The sequence below is a fragment of the Hanstruepera ponticola genome, from assembly GCF_002940745.1.
Classification (GTDB): Bacteria; Bacteroidota; Bacteroidia; order Flavobacteriales; family Flavobacteriaceae; genus Hanstruepera; species Hanstruepera ponticola.
In genome coordinates this window covers 753,278-770,348 of the sequence record NZ_POTB01000001.1, presented here as the reverse complement: position 1 = coordinate 770,348, position 17,071 = coordinate 753,278, and the positions used below count along the sequence as shown (strand labels likewise).

Here is a 17,071-nt window from a genome sequence, read left to right as displayed (position 1 = left end):
GCAATTATAATCGTAATTGCATCATGATTGCACATCAAAACAAAATTGTCGGAGAAGGTTTAACTTATGACGACGTTCTTCTTGTCCCAGCTTTTTCAGAAGTTTTACCACGCGAAGTCAGTATTCAAACAAAATTCACTAAAAACATTACCATTAATGTACCTATAGTTTCAGCAGCTATGGATACCGTTACCGAAAGTAAAATGGCTATTGCCATGGCACAAGAAGGCGGTATAGGTGTGTTGCATAAGAATATGACTATTGAGGAGCAGGCATCAAAAGTTAGAAAGGTTAAACGTGCAGAAAGCGGTATGATTATCGATCCAGTGACACTTCCTTTAACTGCGATTGTTCGTGATGCTAAAGAAAACATGGCGGAACATAGTATTGGTGGTATCCCCATTGTTGATGATAATGGTGTTTTAAAAGGTATTGTGACTAATCGTGATTTGCGTTTTGAGAAAAACAATAATCGTCCAATAGTGGAGGTTATGACCTCTGAAAATTTGGTGACAGCAGGTAAAGGAACATCTTTGATGGATGCCGAAGATATTCTTCAAGAAAATAAAATTGAAAAATTACCTGTAGTTGACGAAAACTTTAAACTTATTGGATTAATAACATTTAGAGATATTACGAAGTTAACACAAAAGCCAAATGCCAATAAAGATTCTTATGGTAGATTGCGTGTTGCTGCTGCTATTGGTGTTACAGGCGATGCCGTTGATCGTGCTGAAGCTTTGGTAAATGCAGGTGTTGATGCTATTATAATTGACACAGCTCATGGTCATACTAAAGGTGTGGTAAATGTATTGAAAGATGTCAAGTCTAAGTTTCCAAATTTAGATGTCATTGTTGGTAATATAGCAACAGCTGCTGCTGCTAAATATTTAGTTGAAGCGGGAGCAGATGCCGTGAAAGTTGGTATTGGTCCTGGTTCTATTTGTACAACACGTGTTGTTGCAGGTGTCGGATTTCCGCAGTTTTCGGCTGTTTTGGAAGTAGCTGCGGCCATTAAAGGTTCAGGTGTTCCAGTAATTGCAGATGGTGGTATTCGCTATACAGGCGATATTCCTAAAGCTATTGCAGCAGGAGCAGACTGTGTAATGTTAGGTTCTTTGTTAGCTGGTACCAAAGAGTCACCAGGTGAAACAATAATTTATGAAGGACGTAAATTTAAGTCCTATCGCGGTATGGGTTCGGTAGAAGCTATGAAGCAAGGTAGTAAAGACCGCTATTTTCAAGATGTCGAAGATGACATTAAGAAATTAGTCCCAGAGGGAATTGTTGGTCGTGTACCTTATAAAGGTGAATTAAACGAAAGTATTCATCAGTTTGTTGGGGGCTTAAGAGCAGGAATGGGTTACTGCGGTGCTAAAGACATAGAAACATTAAAGGAGACTGGACAATTTGTAAAGATTACTGCTTCTGGTATTAATGAAAGTCATCCACATGATGTGACCATTACTAAAGAATCACCTAATTATTCACGTTAATCAGTGTCTTTCTTTTTATAAGCATTTGAATTCGACTTTATTAAAAGGTAAGGCAAACCAGTTATTGTTGCTAGAATAATAGCGTACAGGCCAATTTTGTCATTTTTATAATATTTAGATAGTAGATTACCTAGTATGGTAATAATGGCCATGTAGAACATGACATTTCTGAATAGTGTAGCTATTTTTACAATATTATATTTGGCTTTTTCTTCTTTGGACATGGTATTGTAACCAGCAATGAGATTATAAAATTTGCCATGCTTTATTAAAACTCCTAGAACTATAAAAATTAAGGCTGTTAGTATCATATTTATTCTTGATATAGTTGGCCACGATGTGGTTTTAAGGTATCACGAATGGGTTTCATAATATTTTCTGGTACAACCATATAAGCAATTGCATGTATATTGGATATAGATTGAAATCCAGTTATATCTGTCTGTAACTGTTCAGTTTTAATATAATCTTTTAAATGAATTTCATGGTGTTCAGCCGTTTTTAGGGCATCTGGTCCTCTGAAATCCCAAATTAATTTTAATTGTCTCATGCAATAATTCGATTTTGTTAAGTCTAAATTTGAGGAATTTTAAAAGGAATTCAATTTTTTATTCAAAATTAGGTAATTTTGTGTTATTATTTACACAAGTTAATTTTGTAATTATGAAGCCACGAGTCACAACAGAATTTCAAACAGGTCAAGCGCAGATTTTTAAAAATCCCTTTTTAGAGCGTTTGACAAAAACAGACCCTGTATCCAATATCATAGTATATGGCATAACTAATTTAGTTTTAGGCTATATTGCGATTGAAGTTATGGGCTTAAGTGTATTGCAGTTTGCTGGACTATTTGTTATAGGCTTATTTTTTTGGACTTTTGCGGAATATGTTTTACATCGTTATGTATTTCATTGGGTCACTGAAGCCAAGTGGTCACAACGTTTTCATTTTATTATGCATGGGTCTCATCATCATTTCCCTAAAGATGAGGAGCGTTTATTAATGCCTCCTGTACCTGGATTAATACTAGCGTCAATCTTATTTGTTTTTTTCTTTATCATTTTTTGGATAACAGGTTACACACAATTAGTCTATGGCTTTTTCCCAGGGTTCTTTGTAGGTTATCTAATGTATTCATTTGTGCATAGAGCAACCCACATAATGAAGCCACCTAAACGATTTAAGCATTTATGGCATCATCATAGTTTACATCATTATCAATATCCAGATAAAGCGTTTGGTGTTTCTAATACCTTTTGGGACAAAGTATTTGGTACAATGCCACCAAAGGCCAAGCGTAAAAAGTAACCTTTATTGTTTTTAAGATTTTAAGTTTCTAATTCTATCCAAAAGTGTTGGATGCGAATAATGCATAAACACATAAACTGGATGAGGTGTTAAGTTACTCAAGCTATTTTTTGAGAGCTTTTTGAGCGACGTTATTAGCGGTTCAGCTTTGTAAGTTTCTTTGGCATAATTATCGGCTTGATACTCAAACTTTCTTGAAAACCAATTCATGATTAGTCCTGTAATTTCTGAAATGGGCGAATACAGTAGTCCAAAAGCAATAAGTCCTATATGGAAACTTGGAATTTCAACACCCAATGCGTTAGATAAAAGCGGATTAGAAATAAAGATTGATAGGATATATAAGGTCAAACCAGTCAGAAGTATTGAAGTTACAAGGTTAAAAATGATATGCTTCTTTTTATAGTGCCCAACTTCATGCGCTAGAACAGCAACTATTTCCTCATCTTCCAAATCATTGATTAGGGTATCATATAGTGTTACCCTTTTTTCACTGCCAAACCCAGAAAAATAAGCATTTGCTTTGGTGCTTCGTTTTGAGCCATCAATCACAAAAATCTTATCTAATTTAAAACCAACTGTTTTTGCGTAAGATGAAATTTTATCTCTTAAAGCGCCAGCTTCTAATGGCGTTTGTTTATTAAATAGCGGTACAATAAGTTTAGCATAAAACATATTCATAATTACAGTAAATACAGTAACAACGGCCCAAGCATATAACCAAAAGTTGTCTCCAGTAGCTTGATAGAACCAAATAATAAGTGCTAAAATACTACCTCCTAAAACAGCTAACATAATCCAACCTTTTATCTTGTCTAGGACAAACGTCTTTTTTGTGGTTTTATTAAACCCAAATTGTTCTTCAATTACAAAGGTTTTGTAATAGGAAAAAGGAGTCGTTATTATATCACTACCAATCATGATAATACCAAAGAAAATCAAAGCAATAATTATAGGATTGTCTGAATAACTTCTGGCGAGGTTATCCACATATTCAAAGCCATCAAGGAATAAAAACACTAATGTTAAAACCAACGAAAATGTTGAGGTTAAAATCCCGAATTTGTAATTTGTTTGTTTATATGCTTGTGATTTATTGTATTCGTCTTCATCATAAACATCATTGATAACGTCAGGCAAGTCGTCATTAAAGTGTTTGGCATTCAGGGCATCAAAAATTTTATCAATAATAAAATTAATGAGGATTATTGCAATAATGATCCAGAATAGGGTGTTTACTGTCATGATAATTATTTAAAATCGCGTTGTCTTTTGGCTTCAAAAATAAGAATTCCTGCCGCAACTGACACATTCATGGAGTCTATTTCTCCTTGCATGGGAATGATAATATTTTGGGTAGATTCCTGAAGCCATTCGTCGCTTAATCCGGTCGCTTCTGTTCCTACGACAATAGCAGTAGATTTTGAATAATCTTGAATATGATAATCTTTTGAGGCCTGTAAAGCAGCACAGTAAATATGGATATTATTTTTTTTCAAAAACTGAATGATTTCAGAAGTGGTTCCAGTGGCTATTTGATTGGTAAATAAACAACCAACACTGGAGCGTATGATATTGGGGTTGTATAAATCGGTTTTAGGATTAGCGATAATTACGGCATCTAGATTGGCAGCATCAGCCGTACGCAATAATGCACCTATGTTACCTGGTTTTTCGGGTGCTTCAGCAACGAGTATTAATGGGTTTTTTGAGGTCAATTTTAGATTGTTGATACTATGTTCTTTGGATTTGGTAACTGCCAAAATACCTTCGGTTGTATCGCGATGTGCTAATTTTTGATAGACCTCTTTTGAAATTTCAATAAGCTCTATGGATTGTTTAGTTAGTTCCGTTACAGTTTGCTCCGATATTAATTCTGGTAGAAATAGAATGTACGATATATCATAACCGCCTTTTATGGCAAGCGTTATTTCCCGAACACCCTCAATTAAAAATTGACCAGATTTTTTTCTTGAACGTGATTTCTCCTTAAGCTGAAAAAGGTCTTTGATAAATGGGTTTTGTGTGCTTTTTATTGATTTATAAGTCATTATGACTATCTTTAAATACTAATTGTCTAAAAATGAAATCAAAATTACTTTTTTATTTTTTAATACTTCCCGCATTATATATTTTTTCTTACGCTCAAGATGCTTCGTTTTATATGACTCCAACTTGTGATGGTGCCATAGCAACCATAACTGGTGATCCTGGAGGTGTTTTTTCATTGGATCCTGAACCAGGCGATGGCGCTTCAATTCATCCTGACACAGGAACCATTACGGATGGAACATCTGGGGCAACCTATTGTGTTACTTATACAATTTCGGGAACCTCAACGGTTTCTAGTACAGAATGCGTTACGGTATTGCTTTCGGCTTTTACAGACTTTATAGTGACACCAACTTGTGATGGGGGAACAGTAACTTTATTGGGTGATCCTGGAGGGACATTTTATTTGGATCCAGATCCAGGTGATGGTGCTTGGGTTGACCCGGTTACAGGAACTGTTGGAGGAGCTTCACCTGGACAAACATTAACTGTAGTTTACGAAATCACTGCGACTTGTGGAAGTTCTACAAGTGAAACATTTACCGTGTTGTTTTGGGATGACCCTAGTTTCTTTATGACACCAGATTGTGAAGGAGGTGCTTTTGCTACTATTACAGGTACTCCAGGAGGGACATTTAGTTTTAATCCAGAACCACCAGATGGTGCTGTAATTGATCCAATTACAGGAGAAGTGACTGGAATTACGCCAGGTTTTACATATTCAGTGCAGTATACAACATCTGGAGCTTGTGGAGATTCAACTATTGAACTATTCACTGCGGATTGTAGTGATGTTATTGGACTTGTTGAAGTGACTGCTTTTATTGATGAAAATGCCAATTCTATTTTTGATGCTTCCGAAGTCAGTTTTAATGGTGGCGAGTTTACCTATGAATTAAACGATGATGGTATAACGCGTTATGCCTATACCAACTCTGGAAATTTTTTATTATCCATTGTTGAGGAAGGAGACAGTTACGATATTGGTTTTACTTTGTATGACAATTATAATGTTTGTTTTACACAAACTATAAATTTGATAGAAAATCTAACAGCTACTAATGGAGAAAGGGTTTATGCAGAATTCCCTTTAGTACCAATTTCTGATTGTGATGATATATCGATCTATTTAACCGGTGCTTCTCCTAGGCCAGGAGTAGAATATAACAATACACTGATTGTTGAGAATTTGGGTTTAAATCCAATTTCAGGCTCCGTGGAGTTTACTCATGATGATATTTTGTCACTTATTGAAGTTGTAGATGTTGATACAGGAAATTCAATTACGAATACGACCAGTGGCTTTATTTTAAATTTTAATGATTTACAATCAGGAAATTCTGAAACTGTAACCATTATTCTTGATGTTCCAACAACCGCAAATTTAGGAGATATTGTGACCAATTCTGCTGTGTATAGCGTCAGCGATCTTGATTTAGATAACAATGAATCTATATTAACAAGAGCAGTGGTTAACTCTTATGACCCAAATGATAAGATGGAATCCCATGGTCCTGAAATTGTGTTGGATGATTTTACCAGCAGTGATTACCTATACTATACCATCCGATTTCAAAACTTGGGAACTGCCGAAGCTATAGATATCCGTATTGAAGATGTCTTGGATTCCCAATTGGATGCCTCGACATTTAAAATGCTGCATGCCAGTCACGATTATGTATTAACACGTACAGATAATAACTTGACATGGCAATTTGACGACATTGATTTGCCAAGCGAAAGTATGGACGAACCCAACAGTCATGGCTATGTGTATTTTAAAATCAAACCTATGGCTGGTTATGCTTTAGGTGATGTCATTCCTAATTATGCGGATATCTATTTTGATTTTAATCCGGCTATTACAACCAACACTTTTGAAACAGAATTTGTTAATAATCTATCAATAACAGAATTTGATAGTTCACAATTTTCAATCTATCCTAACCCGGCAAATGATTTCCTGAATGTGAAAATGAGCAATCAAATAGGCAGTCACCTGTCGGTGGCGATTTATGATATTCAAGGAAAATTGATTGCGGATGAATTGTATAAAACTGACACAATAAATTTCCAAGTAGACGTTTCTAACTTATCTACTGGTTTGTATGTTATCAAGTTTTACAATGATGAATTTCAGGAGATAAAAAAGCTCATTATTGATTAATTGAAAACATGTAATTTATAATTTGTGTATTTTTTCACGCAACCTTTTGAGCTTTTTTGTATCTATTACATATACGCTAATAATCATTAACCAATCTTTATGAAAAATCTTTTACCCTTAACGCTCTTCTTTATTGTATTTTTTAATAGTTACTCACAGACAAATAGTATTATTGATCAGGTAACAGATTGTGATACAAACTGTTCTGATTTAACTATAAATTTCACTCAAAATAGTGAAACAACAAGTTATGAGGTGGAAAGTATTCCATATAATCCGCCTACAACTTTTAACGGATTAGTAAATCAGTTATTTTTAAATACCGATGATTTATGGAGTGGTGTTGTTAATCTACCGTTCGATTTTAATTTTTTTGGTGCTAACTATAATCAACTAGTAATAGGTACAAATGGCGTTTTATCGTTTGATGTATCGAATGCCAATACTGGAAACGGATGGGCTTTTTCGGAATCTCTGCCAAATAATACCAATCCAACATTGAGTGAAGGTAATATTTTTGGTGCATGTCATGATATTGACCCTGCTGCCAGTAATGGAACCCACGAGTTTGGATGGGAGGTAATAGGGGTAGCGCCATTTAGAGCTTTTGTAGTTAGTATGTTTAATGTAGCACATTTTAGTTGTAATGATTTAAAAACAACCCAAATGATAGTGTTATATGAGACAACCAATTTTGTTGATGTTTACATACAAGATAAACCTGTGTGTCAAACTTGGAATGGTGGCAATGCTGTTATAGGTGTTCAAAATAATGCTGGGACAATAGCATATGTGCCTCCTGGGCGAAATACAGGTGTTTGGACAGCACAAAATGAAGCATGGCGATTTAATCCAGATGGTCCTGCCAACAATAATATGTATGCTTGGTATGATAATAATAATGTATTACTAAGTAATGAGGCTACTATAAATGTTTGCCCTGAAACAACTACCAATTATACAGCCGTGCTAGAGTATTATAATGTAAGTACGAACGATACTGAGACTGCAACAGAAACAATAACTATTTACGTTGATATAGTTTTAGGTACAGGAAATACATTAACAGCTTGCGACTATTTAAATACCGACGATGGATTGGCGCAGTTTGATTTGAATGAAGCTAATTCAGATATTCTAAATGGTTTAGACCCAAATGAATTCTCCATAACTTATTATGAGTCTTTGGTAGATGCAGAATCTGAAACTAATGAGATATCGACAGATTATTTTAACGTTTTGCCCTATCAACAAACCATTTATGCTCGAGTAGAGAATATTAATTCTGGATGCTTTGAAATTACGGATTTAAGTCTTGAAGTTGCGTATTGCCCAGTTTCATGTGGTGAACCTGCTTATGTTACTTATTGTTATTCAGATAATGATACAACCGAGTTTGTTTTTTCAAGTGAGGATGGGTCGCCATTAACAGTAATATTTAATTCAGGAAGTTTGGAAGTTTGTTGTGATGAGATTCAAGTATTTGATGATTTTACTAATAATCTATTGTATTCAGGGAATAATGGTGGCGATTTAACAGATTTAGTGATTAATTCAACTACAGGAAGAATAAAAGTGGCTATTGTGTCAAATGGTTCCGTAAGTTGCGAATCTGGAAGTGATTGTTGTGCCAGTCCTATTGACTTTGATGTTTACTGCTCGGATTCTGTGGGCATTATTCGGGTGAATGCCTTTTTGGATAATGATGAAGATACCATATTCGATAACAATGAATCTTTATTTAGTCATGGTGTATTTACTTATGAAGTCAATAACAATGGTGTTGTCAACAATGTCACATCTTCAACAGGCACTTTTATTATACCCAATTTTGATGAAAACAATACCTATGATATTGGATTCGCATTATATGAAGAATATGAGACTTGTTTGAACCAAACTCTTAATTTGGTTGAAGATGTAAATGTTCTGTTTGGGAATACAGAATCAGTGGATTTTCCCATAACAGAAATAAGTGGTTGTTATGATATTGGTGTTTTTTTATCAAATGCCATTCCGCCAAGGCCAGGACTTGTAGACAGAGTTAATTTATTTATTGAGAATAACAGCGATATTACTATTTCTGGCTCTGTTGAAGTTACCTATGATAATTCACTTACTTTAGAAGGTATTTATTATGTTAATAATGACGATACAGTTACTACTACCGCAAGTGGGTTTATATTAGATTTTAATGATTTACCAGCTAATGAGCAAGAGATTGTACAAATTAGACTCAATGTTCCAACAACTTTAAATCTTGGAGATGTGTTAACGCACACAGTCGTTTATAATGAAACAGATTTAGATTTAAGCAATAATTCCTTTACTTTAACCGAAGAGGTTGTTAATTCCTATGATCCAAACGATAAAGCGGAATCTCATGGCGGCAAAATTCTTATTGATGATTTCACAGAATCCGATTATTTATTTTATACCATCAGGTTTCAGAATTTAGGTAATGCTGATGCCCTTAATATTCGAATAGAGGATGTACTGGATTCTCAATTGGATGTATCTACCTTTAAAATGCTGTCAGCCAGCCATGAATATACTTTGACTAGGATAGATAATGAACTGGTATGGCAATTTAGTAATGTTAATTTGCCACCCGAAAGCGAAGATGAGGCAGGAAGTAATGGTTTTGTGTTATTCAAAGTGAAACCAAATTCTGGTTTTGCAGTAGGCGATATTATACCAAATACTGCAGATATCTATTTTGATTTTAATCCGGCTATTACTACGAACACTTTTGAAACAGAATTTGTCAATAATCTATCAGTAACAGAATTTGATAGTTCACAATTTTCAATCTATCCAAACCCTACAAATAATGTATTAAATGTCAATCTGAATGGTCAAATAGGGAGTCAGCTGTCGGTGGCGATTTATGATATTCAAGGAAAATTGATTTCGGATGAATTGTATAAAACTGACACAATAAATTTCCAAATAGACGTTTCTAACTTATCTACTGGTTTGTATGTTATTAAGTTTTATAACGATGAATTTCAGGAGATAAAAAAGCTTATTATAAATTAATAACATAAAAAAGCCTCAATTTAATTGAGGCTTTTTTATTATTCATTTTTGTATTTATCGGAGTATCGTTTTGCCAGTTCTGTTTGATGCGTTTCCAAACTGATATCACGACCTTGAATAAATGCTTTTGTCAAGATGTTGGTTCGCATATCCAAAGCGTCTCCTTCACTAATAAATAAAGTAGCGTCTTTCCCGACTTCAAGAGTACCACAAAAATCGTCGATACCTAATATTTTGGCTGTGTTAGATGTTAAAAGTTTTAAGGCTTCTTCTTTGTCTAAACCATAAGCCACGCAGGTTCCTGCATAAAATGGAATATTTCGTGTGTTAATACGTTCATTTCGGCTTTCAGATTGTAAACCAACCAATACACCTTGGTCAACTAATAGCTTAGCAGCTTTAAAGGGAAGATCATAATCATCATCATCACTGTTAGGTAAGCTGTGAACACCATTTAATATCACAGGAATATTATTTTGTTTTAACAAATTAGCAACCTTGTAAGCATGATAACCTCCAACAATTACAATATTCAATTTGTTTTCTTTAGCAAATTCAACAGCATCAGTTATACCTTTTTCATCATTAACATTTATAAACAGTTTTTGACTACCATCTAAAACACCCTTTAATCCTTCATATTGGAGATTTTTAGTTTTTCTATCACCTTCTAAATACGCTTTTGAAGCAGCAAAAAAGTCAGTGAGTTCTGTAATTTGATTGTTATAATTTTCATTAGGCTTTAATACATTTGGCTCGCCTAACCACCAACGACCTCTAGAATAGGGGCTAGGCCAGTTTAAGTGAACACCATCATCAACTTTTAGTGCTGCATCTTCCCAGTTCCATGCATCAAATTGTACAATGGATGAGGTACCAGATATACGACCGCCTTCTGGCTTTATTTGACCTAAAAGTACACCACTTGGTCTCATGGATTCAACAATTTTAGATTCGGCATTATAGGCAATTAAGCTTCTTATATTTGGATTCATTTGCCCAACTTCATCACTGTCTTGCGTGGCACGTACGGCATCAATCTCTACCAAACCCAAAGTAGAATTTGGAACAATAAAACCTGGATATACATGTTTGCCTTGAGCATTGATGATATCAGTTTTAGTTCTGTCTATTCTTATAGTAGATCCATCTGCTACCGTTTGGATTTTACCATTTTCAAAAATAATGACACTGTTTTCAATAACATTACCATCTCCAATATGCGCTGTTGCTCCAACAATAGCTTTTGTTTTTGATTGTTTGGGAGCTGGTGTCTGTTGTGCTTGACTCATATTTGTTATTAAAAAGCAAGCAATTAATATATATAGTTTTCTCATGTTCATCTTTCTAATTTATAGTTTCGCAATGAAATTCTTTATCTATTTTCTTTTCAATAGGCTTTGTTTTTAAACCTTTGTTTTTGGCTTGGAGCATCATGGTTGTGAGTTCATTTTTTTCACGTTTCATGGATGCTCTCATTTGTTCATCGCGCTCCATGTCAAAATAAACCGTGCCATCAATAAGTGTTTTTTCAGCTTTGGCATAAATAGATAATGGATTATCACTCCATAAAACTATATCAGCATCTTTACCTACCTTTATACTACCTACGTGATTGTCTATATGTAATAGTTTTGCAGGATTGAGTGTTACAAATTTCCAAGCTTCTTCTTCACTGATGCCACCATATTTAATTGATTTTGCTGCTTCTTGATTCAAGCGTCTAGACATTTCTCTGTCGTCACTATTTATTGCGGTTACAACTCCTTGATTGTGCATAATTGCTGCATTTTGTGGAATAGCATCGTTCACTTCAAATTTATAAGCCCACCAGTCACTAAATGTAGAACCGCCAACACCGTGTTCTTTCATTTTATCAGCTACTTTATAGCCTTCTAAAATATGTGTAAACGTATTGATGTTAAAGTCAAATCTTTCAGCTACTTTCATAAGCATATTAATTTCACTTTGAACGTATGAATGACAAGAGACAAAACGCTCTTTGTTTAAAATTTCAGATATGACTTCCATTTCTAAATCTTTACGATATGGTTTGCCACTTTTTTTGGCAGCATCATAAGCTTTAGCTCTGGTGAAATAATCTGTGAACATTTGCTCGACACCCATTCTTGTTTGAGGAAAACGAGAACGTACGTTGTCTCCCCAATTGGATTGTTTTACATTTTCGCCTAATGCAAACTTTATAAATTTTGGTGAATTGTTATAAATTAAATTATCTGGTGATTCACCCCATTTTAATTTAATGATTGCTGAACGTCCACCAATTGGGTTTGCAGAACCATGTAATATTTGGATGGAAGTCACACCACCAGCCAAATTTCTATAAATATTGATATCTTCAGAATCAACAACATCTTCAATACTAACTTCGGCAGTAGAATTGTGCCCTGCTTCGTTTACAGCTGCTGTTGCTATATGTGAATGTTCGTCAATAATTCCAGAGGTTACATGTTTGCCAGTAGCATCAATTACTTTAGCATTACCAGCGCTTAAGTTTTGCCCTATTTTCGCAATTTTTCCATCCTTAATTAAGATGTCGGTTTGTTCTAAAATACCTTCTGATTCATTGGTCCAGACCGTTGCATTTTTAAATAGAATAGTTTCTTGCTTTGGTTTTTCAGTAAAGCCATAGGCTTCATTTGGATAGGTTACTGGGAATACTTTTGGATGGTCTTTCTCTTTTTCTATGTCAGAATTTTTATCTTCAGAAGTGTCTTCATTAACTTTTTTGGTAGCATAAAAAGTGGTCTCGTTACCGTTTGGTAAAATGGCTACACCATTAAAGTTTTCTGTTGATTTTATTTTAGAAGTTAAACGCACAAAATCTTGTTTCGTGGTATCAATGCTTGAGAAAATTAGAGTCATCCAATCATCAGTCATCGAAATACTAGAGCCTAATTCTTGACTGTCTGTTTTGACTTTTGATTTTGGCTTATTGACATCACCAGAAATAGAAACCTGGTATTTCTGTCCAGCAACATTAACATCGTAATCACCGCGTAAATCTACTGCATTCATTGGAGTAATTTCATGTCTATCACCTATCACCCAGTTTTCGTATAAGGTAGTTTCTTTATCAAAAATATTTCCTGACGTAATTAGAAAATTGGCATAATAGCCAGCTTTTAATTGCCCTAAACTAGCTTCTTTACCAAGTGTTTTAGCAGGAATAGTCGTTAGTGATTCTAATGCAGCTATTTCGTCAAAACCATATTCAATAGCTTTTTGAAGTTTCTCTTTAAATTCTTTAGGAGCTTTTAAATCGTGCAGTGTTAATGCAAATGTTACACCGTTTTCATTTAAGACTTTTGGGTTTGTTGGGCGTTGATTCCATTCGCGTAATTCAGATAAGCCAACAGCTTGAGCTAAAAACGGATCTTCCATGTCGTAAGCATCTGGGAAGTTTATTGGAATAACAAATGTGGCATTTGTTGCTTTTATGTTATTTATCATTTCATATTCATCACCACCTCCAATAATAACATACTGTGTGTTGAATTCATCGCCAACTTTATCAAATCGTAAAGCATTCATTTTATTGCCTGCTTCTATGAATTGCACTAATGACTTGTTGTTATTGAAAGCTTCTAAAGAGCGATCTGTTACTTTTGACAATCCTTTTCCATACCAATCTGCATCGTAATTTACTTGTTTGAGTAAAGCTATAGTACCCATTAATGATGTGGGATAGGCTTGGTTAGAGGTAACACTTTTACGTGTTGAATAATATTGTCCAGATCTGTCATCTAGAATACGTTCAGCATCATTAGTATTTGGTGCTAAAGCAATTAGACTTCCCGAACCTCTAATGATACCATCAGCAATATGGGTGTTAACAACTCCAAAACCTGCTTCACGTAATTCTTTAGCGGCTTTTGAGTCAAAATTATAATGCTCTATTGCGTTTTGTTCAGGCCTGATATGGTCATTCCAATAGTACCCTTCTCGAGAAGCATCGTATTGAGGAGCATTGGAACGTTCAGAACGTTGTGGTTTTTTAACCCCAAAATCAGAGTAAACATCAATAAATGATGGGTAAATATGCTTGCCTGATAAGTCATGAACAACAGCATTTTTTGGAATGCTAATATTTGTTCCAGAAGAAACCACTTTGCCGTCTTTAATTAGAAGTGTTCCGTTATTAATGACCTCTGAAGGTGTGGTATGTATAGTTGCATTAGTAAATGCTACATAATTAGTATTTTCAGCTTTTACGCCATCGTTTTTAGGAACATAGTCTTGTGCGGAAACGAAATAAAAGCACAAAACCAGAACAGGAAATAGAATTTTTTTAATCATAAAATATTGGTTAGAAATTTTGAAGTCTAAAGATAGGCAATCACGAGTCTATAAAAACTATAAGACCCTATTTTTAACATTTAGGGAGCTGGTTGATTTAAATAATTCACAAGCAAAGCAACGACATAACTATAGCTTTGCATACCATCTTTTTGATTATTTGCAATAAGGTAGCTGTCATAGGTTTTTTTGAAAAAGGGTTCTAATGGGTTTTGGTAGGAATCCCAGAATAGCTGAACTTCTTGATAGTTTTTTATAATGCCTTTGTTAATAGTTTCAACTAATTCAAAATATAAATCTTGGTCTCTTTTGTAAACTTCAAATAAACAATGCCTCAACGCAAACGTATAGCCACTATATTTAAAGTAAATATCGTCATGAGATATGGCTGCAAGTGCACCAATAAAATTAGCTTCGTTTTCAGCAGCATAACCTAACTGATGTGCAATTTCATGTGAAACTGTTGTTGGAAACTTGTAAGTTGGAATCAGCTTGTCAATATGGGCTTCGTTGGTTAATGGATTCAAATAACCGCTAAATCCCATATATGTTAAAGGTAAACTAAACAAGGATTTTTTTAGGCTAGGAGGTGAGTAAGCTAGATGTGGATAATCATTTTGTAGATTTTGATAACCTTTTGGAGATAAATCTAAAATATCGTTTTTGGAATAGGGTAATTCAATTTTGAGACTATCATTTTTGGAAATGGATGTATGTAACTCATTGGACTTATCAATAAGTTTTTTAGTAACCATAAGCAATTCTTGGGTGCTGTAATTTGCTTGTAAACCCAAATTTTCATGAAGCGGTTGTCTGTAATAATTTAAAGCCCACAATACATGAAAGGCAAAATAAATAACAGATACAGCAGAAAAGACATCAATTATCCAGCCTTTTAAATCTTTAACAAAACGCCACCTATTTTTTATGAGCCATCTTACAACATAAATAATAGCTAGTGCGTAAAAAATGTCTCCAAATGAAAATGGAAGCCAGCCAAAAATATAACGTGATAATTTTGAAATCCATTGATACAATCCATTACTATAATACGTTTCAATAAATTCTGGAAAGTAGGTTAGAATTTTAATTATAATGAGTTGCGGAATTAAAGCAAGCGCTAAATAAAGTTTTGGGTTTCTTCGCATGATTCAAAAATAGCGAATTGTTTGTAATACGCTATACATTAATTACCTTTGTTCGACTTAAAAAATAGACATATGAATGAAGCAATAAGAGAATTAGAACCCAAAGCCTTATGGAATAAATTTGCCGATTTAAATGCTGTGCCCAGACCTTCAAAAAAAGAAGAACGTGTCATAGCATTTATGAAAGATTTTGGAGAGCAATTAGGATTGGAAACTATAGAGGATGAAGTTGGAAACGTTATTATAAAAAAACCAGCAACTCCAGGAATGGAGGATCGCATGACAATCGTTATGCAATCACACTTAGACATGGTGCATCAAAAAAATAACGACACTGAATTTGATTTTGATTCGCAAGGAATAGACATGTATATTGATGGCGATTGGGTTCGCGCTAAAGGAACTACTTTAGGAGCAGATAATGGATTGGGTGTAGCAACAATAATGGCTATATTGGAAAGCAAAGATATTGAACATCCTGCAATAGAAGCCCTATTTACTATAGATGAAGAAACAGGGATGACCGGAGCAATGGGTTTAAAAGGTGGTTTACTTGAAGGTGATATTTTGTTGAATTTAGATACCGAAGAAGATGACGAAATTGGTGTTGGCTGTGCAGGTGGTGTTGATGTAACGGCAACACGATCTTATAAAGTTGAAGAAACACCAGAATTTAAAATCGGTTATAAAATTACTGTAAAAGGATTGCAAGGTGGTCATTCAGGCATGCAAATTCATGAAGGATTAGGAAATGCTAACAAAATTATGAACCGCATGGTGTTTGATGGTTTTGAAAATTTTGGTTTGCGTATATCCGAAATACAAGGCGGTAGTTTGCGTAATGCCATTCCTAGAGAAAGTGTTGCAACCGTTGCTATAGATGCCATTCATGAAGATGCTTTTATTATGGAAATGGCACAATTAGCCCAGACTATTAAAACAGAATTGCATACAATGGAACCTGATTTAGAGATTGTTATTTCTAAATGTGAAACTCCTAAAACTATAATGGATTTGGGTGTTCAAGAAGGAGTAACTCGTGCCTTATATGCTGCTTGTAATGGTGTTTATAGAATGAGTGCAGATATTCCAGATTTGGTTGAGACTTCTAATAACATTGCGAAAGTTTCTATTAATAATGGCGAAATAAAAATTGAATGTTTAACACGATCTTCTGTTGAAAGTTCAAAGTGGGACTTGGCAAATATGCTTCGTGCAACATTTGAACTAACAGGATGTGAAGTAGAATTTTCTGGTGATTATCCAGGTTGGAAACCTAATATGGATTCAAAAATTTTGAAAGTATTGGAGCGCATTTACGTTGAAATGAATAATGAGAAGCCTCACGTGGCAGCTTGTCATGCTGGATTGGAATGTGGTATTTTAGGTCAAAATTATCCAGATATGGACATGATAAGTTTTGGTCCCAATATTAAAGGAGCGCATTCACCTGATGAACGTGCTCAAATTTCTTCAGCACAAAAGTATTGGAAGTTTGTTTTAGAAATTTTAAAGCAAATTCCTAAAAAGTAATATGA

12 protein-coding genes are annotated in these 17,071 nt (G+C 34.5%); 5 read left to right on the top strand and 7 right to left on the bottom strand.

From position 1 onward, the window contains the following. Window positions 1-23: 23 nt before the first annotated feature. Window positions 24-1,496, top strand: a complete 1,473-nt coding sequence (guaB, locus tag C1S72_RS03405) for an IMP dehydrogenase (protein WP_104734261.1) — start codon at window positions 24-26, stop codon at window positions 1,494-1,496. Here the strand turns inward: guaB and C1S72_RS03400 are convergent. After that, window positions 1,493-1,807, bottom strand: a complete 315-nt coding sequence (locus C1S72_RS03400) for a DUF3784 domain-containing protein (RefSeq protein ID WP_104734260.1) — start codon at window positions 1,805-1,807, stop codon at window positions 1,493-1,495. The two genes, guaB and C1S72_RS03400, sit on opposite strands and share 4 nt — an antisense overlap. A gap of 2 nt (window positions 1,808-1,809) precedes the next feature. Beyond that, window positions 1,810-2,046 carry a hypothetical protein gene (locus C1S72_RS03395; RefSeq protein WP_104734259.1) on the bottom strand — a complete coding sequence of 79 codons (237 nt, stop codon included), beginning with the start codon at window positions 2,044-2,046 and terminating at the stop codon, window positions 1,810-1,812. Window positions 2,047-2,159: 113 nt separating this feature from the next. On the opposite strand from C1S72_RS03395, the gene C1S72_RS03390 reads away from it, so the two are divergent. Beyond that, window positions 2,160-2,804 carry a sterol desaturase family protein gene (locus C1S72_RS03390; RefSeq protein ID WP_104735770.1) on the top strand — a complete coding sequence of 215 codons (645 nt, stop codon included), beginning with the start codon at window positions 2,160-2,162 and terminating at the stop codon, window positions 2,802-2,804. 12 nt (window positions 2,805-2,816) lie between these two features. Here the strand turns inward: C1S72_RS03390 and C1S72_RS03385 are convergent, their stop codons facing one another. Then, window positions 2,817-4,049, bottom strand: a complete 1,233-nt coding sequence (locus tag C1S72_RS03385) for a M48 family metallopeptidase (RefSeq protein ID WP_104734258.1) — start codon at window positions 4,047-4,049, stop codon at window positions 2,817-2,819. A 5-nt stretch (window positions 4,050-4,054) separates the two neighbouring features. After that, window positions 4,055-4,855: a TrmH family RNA methyltransferase gene (locus tag C1S72_RS03380; protein WP_104734257.1), complete on the bottom strand. Its 801-nt coding sequence runs from the start codon at window positions 4,853-4,855 to the stop codon at window positions 4,055-4,057. Between the two features lie 32 nt (window positions 4,856-4,887). Between C1S72_RS03380 and C1S72_RS03375 the strand changes: the two genes are divergently transcribed. Both C1S72_RS03375 and C1S72_RS03370 read left to right on the top strand, forming a co-directional pair. Further along, window positions 4,888-7,023, top strand: coding sequence for a T9SS type A sorting domain-containing protein (locus C1S72_RS03375; RefSeq protein WP_104734256.1), 2,136 nt, complete (start codon window positions 4,888-4,890; stop codon window positions 7,021-7,023). 99 nt (window positions 7,024-7,122) lie between these two features. Then, window positions 7,123-10,065: a T9SS type A sorting domain-containing protein gene (locus C1S72_RS03370; protein WP_104734255.1), complete on the top strand. Its 2,943-nt coding sequence runs from the start codon at window positions 7,123-7,125 to the stop codon at window positions 10,063-10,065. A 38-nt stretch (window positions 10,066-10,103) separates the two neighbouring features. Here C1S72_RS03370 and C1S72_RS03365 read toward each other — a convergent pair whose 3' ends face one another. The 3 genes from C1S72_RS03365 to C1S72_RS03355 all read right to left on the bottom strand — a co-directional run bounded on the left by C1S72_RS03365 (window position 10,104) and on the right by C1S72_RS03355 (window position 15,533). Beyond that, window positions 10,104-11,357: an amidohydrolase family protein gene (locus tag C1S72_RS03365; protein WP_230401569.1), complete on the bottom strand. Its 1,254-nt coding sequence runs from the start codon at window positions 11,355-11,357 to the stop codon at window positions 10,104-10,106. A 55-nt stretch (window positions 11,358-11,412) separates the two neighbouring features. After that, entirely contained in the window at window positions 11,413-14,385 is a 2,973-nt protein-coding gene (locus C1S72_RS03360) for an amidohydrolase family protein (protein ID WP_104734253.1), read from the bottom strand. An 80-nt stretch (window positions 14,386-14,465) separates the two neighbouring features. Continuing rightward, the gene (locus C1S72_RS03355; protein ID WP_104734252.1) at window positions 14,466-15,533 is read right to left on the bottom strand and encodes a DUF3810 domain-containing protein; all 1,068 of its coding nucleotides are present in this window, start codon (window positions 15,531-15,533) and stop codon (window positions 14,466-14,468) included. 72 nt (window positions 15,534-15,605) lie between these two features. Between C1S72_RS03355 and C1S72_RS03350 the strand changes: the two genes are divergently transcribed. Beyond that, window positions 15,606-17,066, top strand: coding sequence for an aminoacyl-histidine dipeptidase (locus C1S72_RS03350; protein WP_104734251.1), 1,461 nt, complete (start codon window positions 15,606-15,608; stop codon window positions 17,064-17,066). Window positions 17,067-17,071: the final 5 nt, after the last annotated feature.